Annotated in this window: 6 protein-coding genes; 5 read left to right on the forward strand and 1 reads right to left on the reverse strand. The window is 65.7% G+C overall.

The annotated features are described in order from the left end of the window. Positions 1–121 precede the first annotated feature (121 nt). Entirely contained in the window at positions 122–1,678 is a 1,557-nt protein-coding gene (locus AC1DVT_RS15950; protein WP_477389975.1) for a hypothetical protein, read from the reverse strand. A gap of 333 nt (positions 1,679–2,011) precedes the next feature. Here AC1DVT_RS15950 and AC1DVT_RS15955 point away from each other — a divergent pair, with 333 nt between their 5' ends. From AC1DVT_RS15955 to AC1DVT_RS15975, 5 genes are all read left to right on the forward strand, one after another. Then, positions 2,012–3,469, forward strand: a complete 1,458-nt coding sequence (locus tag AC1DVT_RS15955; RefSeq protein ID WP_477389980.1) for a sugar transferase — start codon at positions 2,012–2,014, stop codon at positions 3,467–3,469. 28 nt (positions 3,470–3,497) lie between these two features. After that, positions 3,498–4,625, forward strand: coding sequence for a glycosyltransferase (locus tag AC1DVT_RS15960; RefSeq protein WP_477389976.1), 1,128 nt, complete (start codon positions 3,498–3,500; stop codon positions 4,623–4,625). Between the two features lie 257 nt (positions 4,626–4,882). After that, positions 4,883–5,662, forward strand: a complete 780-nt coding sequence (locus AC1DVT_RS15965) for a glycosyltransferase family 4 protein (protein WP_477389977.1) — start codon at positions 4,883–4,885, stop codon at positions 5,660–5,662. Continuing rightward, entirely contained in the window at positions 5,647–7,500 is a 1,854-nt protein-coding gene (locus tag AC1DVT_RS15970) for a glycosyltransferase (protein WP_477389978.1), read from the forward strand. Before AC1DVT_RS15965 ends, AC1DVT_RS15970 begins: the two co-directional genes overlap by 16 nt. Continuing rightward, on the forward strand, positions 7,493–7,901 hold a 409-nt coding region (locus AC1DVT_RS15975), incomplete at its 3' end, for a hypothetical protein (protein ID WP_477389979.1). The genes AC1DVT_RS15970 and AC1DVT_RS15975, both read left to right, overlap by 8 nt.

The raw sequence follows: 7,901 nt of genomic DNA on the forward strand, positions 1-7,901 counted from the left end.
TCACTAGGTGGCCCGACCCACGCTCTTCGACTATTCAGTGCCTCGGATTCCAGTCGGCCGTAGCCGCGCGAGTCCGTTGGTGAGCGAAGCGAGACAAAACGTCGTCAGTCGCTCGGATCCCCTAAGGCGTGGTCGGTGGATCGGTTGGCGTGGGATCCGGCGGCGGATCGGACGGCGAGGGGTCCGGCGCAGGCGCAGGGTCGGGCGTCGGCGCCGGTGTGGGAGTGGTGCCCCCGCCGGTCACCGGCGTCGATCCGGTGTTGCGCCTCGGCACAACCGGCGTCTCTTCCTCGGCCTTCGCGGCTTCCACCGCCTGATCCGCGCGCAGCGCGGTCACGGCCGCCGCATAGGCCAGCAGCTGTGCAGCACCGGTGCCGCCCGTCGCGCGTGCGGCCCCAACAGCTGGCACGGCGGCCATAACGGCGTCGCGCAGCGCCGCGCTGGCGAGGGGGTTCTCGGCAACGAGCGACTCCGCGGTCGCGGCAAGCGATGTCGCCAGTGCGTCGAGCGCCGCGTCAGCGATCGACGTCGCGGCACCGATATCCGCACGTGCATTGTCGAAGTCGGCAGCTGCGAGTGCCACGCGAGCAGCGTGTTTCTTCGCATCCTCGGCAACTGTCAGCACCTCGTCCGCATCCGCGTCGCCGAGCGATGCGCCCTCATACTCCTCGGGCACGGTGGCCACGTCGCGGGGAGCGATGCTCGCCTGCACGCCGTCGAGGGCTGTCATCGCGTCGGCCCGCGTCTGCGCATCGCCCATCCCGTCGATCGCGGCGAGTGCGGGCGCCACCTCGTCGATGAATGCCTGCGCATCGGTGACGGATGCTTCGTACGCCGAGTTCGCCGAAACCAACCCGGAGTCGGCCCGCTCGGCGGATGCTTCCGCGGTGGCCAGCGTTCCCCGCGCATCCGCGAGGCGGGCATTTTCATTGATGGTGATGGCGCCGAAGACTCCGCCGCCTGCGACGACGGCGATGGCGACGACCGCTGTTGCGACCGACACGGAGGTGCGCCCGCGAGAGCCGAAGAGCGCGGCGCGAACCCCGCGGCGCGGCTGCTCCGGAGCCACGACGAACGCGGGCTCTTCGGCAGACCATGGCTGCCACTCCGGCGCCGGCTCTTCGGCGACCCACGACTGCCAGGCCGTCTCGGGCTGAGGATCCGACGATGGTGCTCCCGGCTCAGGCGCCCCCTCAAAAGTGGGCTGCCATCCCGTCGCTTCGCCGAAGATCTCCCCGCTGCCAGCGTCCGCCTCCCGATCGCCGGTGGCGACCGCTGCGCTCCCAAACAACGCAGCGAGGCGCTCGATCTCGCGATCATGACCGGCGACGGCATCCTCGACCGCGGTCGAGTCGAACTCGCGCCCGCCCGTCTCGGGCTCGTCAGCACCCGTCGCGGGCCGCCCAGCGCTCACCGCAGGTTCATCGGCATCCAGCGCGGGTTCGCCGACGTGAGTCTCTGGATCTGCGCTCGGCGACGCAACGGCTCCGAAGAAGGCCGCAAGGCGCTCGCGCTCCCGCTCAGCGTCGAAGTGATGAGTCTCTTCTTCATGAGAGCCGAAGACCTTGTCGAGCTCGTCCGCCTGGCCCTCCGGCGCGCGCTGAACTCCGTCGACGGCATCGTGAACGCCATCGATGGCGGTCTCGTCGGCTGGGTGCTGTTCCTTAGCGGACTTCATTTCGACCTTCCGCACGTCGGAGCGCGGGCGCGGTCAGCATACACCGGGCACCTGGTGAACCCATGGCCGCCCCTGCGTTGCCGACGGCGACGAAGTGGCAAGAGCCATTCACATGCCCGACACATTCGCCTGGTACTTTCCCAGACGTGGGGACCACTTCTTGGGGCGAAAGGACGGTCGGTGACGTCGAACCTTCAACAGGTCGACGCGACAACGACGTCGCAGTACGAATCTAAAAGCAACGAATCTCAATCCAAATCTGTCGGACCCGCGGTGCCGACTGTTTCGACGACGGATGCCGCCGGCACACGCGTGTCGACGAGCACGACTCCCGTGACGACTGTGTTGCCGCCCGACCGTTGGCGGCAGCGCCTCGCGCGGCGCATCTGGCTCAGCGATCTGCTGGTGCTGGTATGGGTCGTCTACGGCACCCAGATCGCCTGGTTCGGCCTCGGCAATGCCGCCGTGACGATGCGCGAAGACCATCGTCTGACTGACGTCTCGTACTGGGCCTTCTCCGCAGTGCTGGTTGTGCTGTGGATGTGGGCGCTGAGCCTCATCGACTCGCGAAACGAGCGGGTGATCGGTACGGGCAGTACCGAGTTCGTGCGCGTAGTAGATGCGAGCATCCGACTCTTCGGCGTCATCGCGATTGCCGCCTTCCTCCTGCGAGTCGACGTCGCTCGGGGCTTCCTCCTCATCAGCCTGCCGTTGGGTGTGCTGGTGCTGCTCTTCGAACGCTGGCTCTGGCGCCAGTGGCTTGTCTCGAAGCGCCTGCTCGGGGAGTACTCGGCGCGAGTGCTGCTGGTCGGGTCGGAGACCTCCGTGGCTCAGATCGCCCGAGAGCTGGAGCGAGCCCCGCGCGCCGGCTACCGCGTGGTCGGCGCATGCGTGCCGAGCGGGCGCGTGGCGGCGACGATCGAGGGCACCGACATTCCGATCATGGGCAGCGTCGACAATGTCGAGCGGGCGATGGCCGCCACGCGTGCCGACACGGTCGCGGTGACGAGCACCGATGAACTGCCGCCCGACAAGGTGAAGCAGATCTCATGGGGTCTCGAAGCCGGCAGGCAGCACCTGGTGCTGGCGCCGAGCATCGTCGACATCGCCGGCCCGCGCATTCATATGCGCCCCGTGTCTGGTCTGCCTCTGATCCATGTCGAGACTCCGCGTTTCAGCCGTGGCCAGCGGTTCGCCAAGCGAACAACCGATCTCACCGCGTCCGTACTCGGCACGATCCTGATCAGCCCGATCCTCGCCTTTTTGGCCCTGAGCGTTCGACTGACTAGCCAGGGCCCGGTCTTCTTCCGTCAGACCCGCATCGGCCTGCGCGGCGAAGAGTTCACGATGATCAAGTTCCGCTCGATGGTCGTGAACGCTGAGGATCTGCTCGAAAACCTCGAACGCAATGCACATGATCCCGGTAACGAAGTGCTCTTCAAGATGAAGAACGACCCGCGCGTCACTCCCGTCGGCCGCTTCATGCGCAAGTTCAGCCTCGACGAGCTGCCCCAGCTGTTCAATGTGATCGGCGGCTCCATGTCGCTCGTCGGCCCACGGCCACCGCTGCCGAAAGAGGTTGCGCAATATGCCGACCACGTGCACCGTCGCTTCCTCGTGAAGCCCGGCATCACCGGCCTGTGGCAAGTCAGCGGTCGTTCTTCGCTGTCATGGGAGGAGTCGGTGCGTCTGGACCTCTCGTATGTGGAGAACTGGTCGCTGGTCGGCGATGTCGCGATCCTCGCCAAGACAGCCAAAGCGGCCCTCGCCCCGGGCGAGACCGCCCACTAGTTCGGCTCAGACCCAAGGAGATCCCCCCATGCCTTCTGTCGCAATCATCGGCACCCGTGGCTATCCGAGCTATTACGGCGGCTTCGAGACCGCTGTGCGGCGCTTGGCGCCCTACTTGGTGGATGCCGGGTGGGACGTGACGGTCTATGGAAGGCCCGGCGCGGTGAAGACGGCGGACGCTTCCCGGGACTCGAGGGTGCGCACGGTTGAGACTCGGGGAATTGAGCGAAAGTCGCTGAGCACCCTTACTTACGGGCTGACGGCATCACGGCATGCCGCAGCCGAGCGACCCGATGTCGCGCTGGTCATGAATGTGGCAAATGGCTTCTGGCTTCCCATTCTTCGGCGCGCCAATATCCCAACGTTGGTGAACGTGGACGGCATCGAGTGGGATCGCGCCAAATGGGGGGCGCTCGCGAAGTGGGTGTTCCACCAGGGTGCAACCTGGACGGCGCGGCACGGCTCWCGGATGGTCTACGACTCCGAAGAAATCTCTCGCCGTTGGCAGGAGGAGTTCGGCTTGGAAGGTGACTTCATCCCGTACGGCGGCGACGTCCTTCCAGATGTCCTCCCGATCGAGCCGGGCCTTAGCGACCGCGGGTACGTCCTCGTGGTGGCTCGATTCGTGCCCGAGAACACGATCCCCGAATTTCTCGAAGCGGCCCGCGACCTCGCGAAGACCACGGACGTCGTGATCGTGGGCTCGAGTGGATACGGCGGCGAGCTCGACGATGCCGCGCAGGCATTGTCCGATGAGACCGATCGCGTTCACTGGCTAGGCCATGTGAGCGATGACGCGCGCCTCCACAGCCTTTGGCAGCATGCGGGTGCCTATTTCCATGGCCACAGCGTCGGCGGAACCAACCCGGCGCTGGTCCAAGCGATGGCGTGCGGAGCGCCCATCGTTGCCCGCGACACGGTTTACAACCGCGAGGTTCTCGGCGATGCGGGGCAGTTCACATCCCCCGCTCCGAGAGACATCCGCGACGCGATCGCGGCGGTCCTCAACGACCGAAGCACGTCCGACCAGCTGGCCGCTGCAGCAATCGCGCGCGCCAAGATGTTCTACACGTGGGACTCGGTCAATGCACGCTACGAAGCCGCGCTCCGCTCGCTCATGGTCGGTGCACGCGATCTTCGGGTGGATGCCCGGTGAGGGCACTGCACGTCGTGCCTGAACTCCGTGCCGCGCATGTGGAGCGATTCACAGAGTGGGCGACACAGGACGCTGTTCTTTACCGAGCCACGAAATGGGATCTCGACGCCGTTCCGCCGTCGGAGCGAGTCACGCGTCTCACTCCTCGCACGTTCTTCAACGCCCTCCGCCAGGAAGGCAAGCTGACGGTCGAGTTGCCGGAACCGCTCTGGATGCGAGAACTGCCCCTGACCGCGGTCCTCGCGATTGCCGCCCGCGTGATCAAGGGTCGCCGCGTGCACTTAGTGACGTACTGCATCGAGAACAACGACGTGCCAACCCTTGTCGGCGCGCCGAAGTGGACTGAGGCACCGGTTGGCCGGGTTGTCGGGACCATCATCGGCGGCCTATTCGGGACGCTTCTCGACAAGGTGGCGTTCGGCAGCCCTGGCGCCATGGCGACCTACGCTTCACTCCCCGGTCTGCTGCGCGCACCTCACGAGTTGATTCTCGAACTGCCCGCGCCGACCCTCCCCATCACCGAGGCGACCAACTCCGACGTGCTCTTCGTTGGTCGTCTGGAAGACCGAAAGGGAGTGGGTCACCTCTTGGATGCGTGGCGCAGGATTGAGCCTGAGACAAGCGCATCGATATCGGTTGTCGGAGACGGACCGCTCCACAGTGCCGTCGCCGCCTGGGTCGAGGAGTCACCCAAACGGCGGTCGCACATGAAGCACATCGAGCACGCGTCTCTGGGAGTGATCTACGCACGACACCGGGTGCTCGTGGCACCATCCGTGCGTGACGGACGGTGGCGAGAGCAGATAGGTCTCCCGATCAAGGAGGCGCTCTCTCACGGCCTAACCATCGTGACGACCTCCGAGACGGGACTCGCCAGCTGGCTCAGTACTGAGAACCACACAGTCATTTCGGATGTGGATCAGCTTGCACGTGCACTGCTGACCACGATCCATGCTCCGCTCCGTCCCGATGTGGTCGTCGCATCGCTGCCCACCATCGACGGTCGACGAAACGCTGATCTGTGGATGAAGAGCTGATGGTTGAGCACGGAACGCCCCCCATCCATGACCTCTCTGCCGTGATCGTCCACCATCGCCGGCACGACACTATCGCCGCCGTCGTTCGCGGTCTGGTCGCGCAGGGCGTCGAGCCCAGCCGCCTTGTTGTCGTCGACAACTCCGAGATGCCGGACGAGGTCGAGGCCCTTCGAGCAGCCCTGCCCTCAGCCGTGCTGGTGACCGTGGAACCGAATCGCGGGTATGGCGCAGCGGTCAACGCCGGCCTGGGCACACTTCGAGACTCCGGACAGGAAAGCCTCTTCACACTTGTCGCGACGCACGAGGTGCGCGTCGACGAGGGATGCCTGCAGCGTCTGGTGTCAGCGCTGGAAGACCCGACACTGGCGGCGGTCGGCCCCGAGCTCCTCACCGATGGCGACGAGGTGTGGTCGATGGGGGGCATCCTGTCACCTACTCTCCGAATGCCGCTGCACCGGCGGGCGATTCCTCTCGGGGACGACCTCGCAAGACCCACGCGCTGTGTGTGGCTCGACGGGGCCATCGTCGTCTACCGGACCAGCGAGTTGCCAATGCGACCGTTCGATGAGTCGTTCTTCCTCTACACCGAGGAAGTCGACCTGCATCTCCGGCTCGGCTATGCGGGCGGTGAGCTTGCCGTGGTTCCGGGGGCTCGCGCCTGGCAGCAGTCGGACGGAACACCGCCCTTCTACTTCGCCCGCAACCTCCGCCTCTTGAATCGCCGGCACGCCGGATTCTTCGGGAGGACTGTCGGCACTTCGGTTCCGATCTTCCGGCGATGGGCGGGCCTCGTCGCCTCGCGACGATGGTCGGCCGCCCAGGACGTGTGGCGTGGTGCAAGTGTGCGACTGCCCAGGGCGGATTCGCGCGTTGTCATGGTGAATCCGCTCGCGTCGGCGCTTGCTCACTACGTACGCGAAACGCGTCAGGTTCTCGAGTCAACGGGCGTTTCGGCCGACTCCATCCAGTTCCCGGAGCCCTCGGCCAATGGCGGCAGCCGCATCAAGTGGGTACTGGCCTACGCGCGGTCACTGCGACTCGCCAGGCGATTGGGTCGATCGATGCACTCAACCAACGTGCTGGTGTGCTGGCCGGTGCTGGGCCTGCTGGACAGCCTGATGATCCGGACGCTGGCCGGCCGAGGAAGCCTCGTCGTGCACGACCCGGAGCCGCTGGTACGAGCGATCGGCTACGACCGCCTTTCCGCATTCATTTCTAAGACTCTGTCCACACGGGTGCTGCTCGTCACCCACAGCAGCCATGCGCACCGTTCACTCGCGCGATCGACCGGGCTGTCGACAGAACAGATCGAAATGGTCCCGCACCCGATTCTCACCCGGCCCGAAATGGCTCCGAACGCGAAGCTGGCGATGGTCTCAGTTCTCGGCCAATACAAACCGGACCGAGATTTGGACTTGCTCCGGGAGATCGCCGCCGAGGCTGACAGCGCCTGGCGCCTCACCGTGATGGGTCGTGGTTGGCCGAGCATCCCGGGCTGGGAAGTCGACGCCAGATTTGCTTCCGAGGCCGAATTCGACGAGCGTTTGCGACACTCCGCCGTGGTCCTGGTTCCTTACCGACGCTTCTACCAGAGCGGCGTGGCGATTCGCGCGCTCGAGGTGGGTACCGCCGTAGTGGGACCGAGAGAATCAGTGCTCGCCGACGTGCTCGGCGAGACCAGTTCGTGGCTCGCGGACGAAGACGCCGCCACGTGGCTGACGTCCATCAGGGCCGCTGCGGGTAGTTCGTCGGCAGACGTGGTTGCGGTTCGTGACTTGTACACGGCATCAGCGGTCGAAGGCTGGTCGCGCCTGACAGCGGGGGTAACGAATGGTTGAGCAGGCAGTTGGACAGGAACTGACAGTTGTAACACTCGCCAGCCCGGAGAGCGCGGAGAAGTGGCATGAACTGAGTTCTGTCGCTCGGGTCGTCACCTTTGGTGGCGCCTCCACGACCGGCAAGAGGTTCGGGAAACTCGCGCTTGGGCTGGGCCTCGACTCGTTGGCGGTTGCGGCCAAGGCTGCGGTCGCGCCGCGCACGACGATGTACCTGGCCACTAATCCATGGATCGCGCTACCTCTGAAGGTGCTGACACGCAGGAAGGTCATCGTCACAGGCCTGTACGCGACTCCCGGTACGCGGTCGTGGAGGATCCTCACGAAAGGGCTTCACGACTCGCCGATCATCACGCTGGCCCCGGTCGAAGCCGAAAACTGGATCGCGGGCGGCGGACGGGCAG

Source organism: Microbacterium sp. P2_F9 (assembly GCF_056403635.1).

What these genes read in the sequence shown, in the direction of transcription:
- AC1DVT_RS15950 (WP_477389975.1), bottom strand. Translation starts at nt 1,678, where the DNA reads ATGAAGTCCGCTAAGGAACAGCACCCAGCCGACGAGACCGCCATCGAT.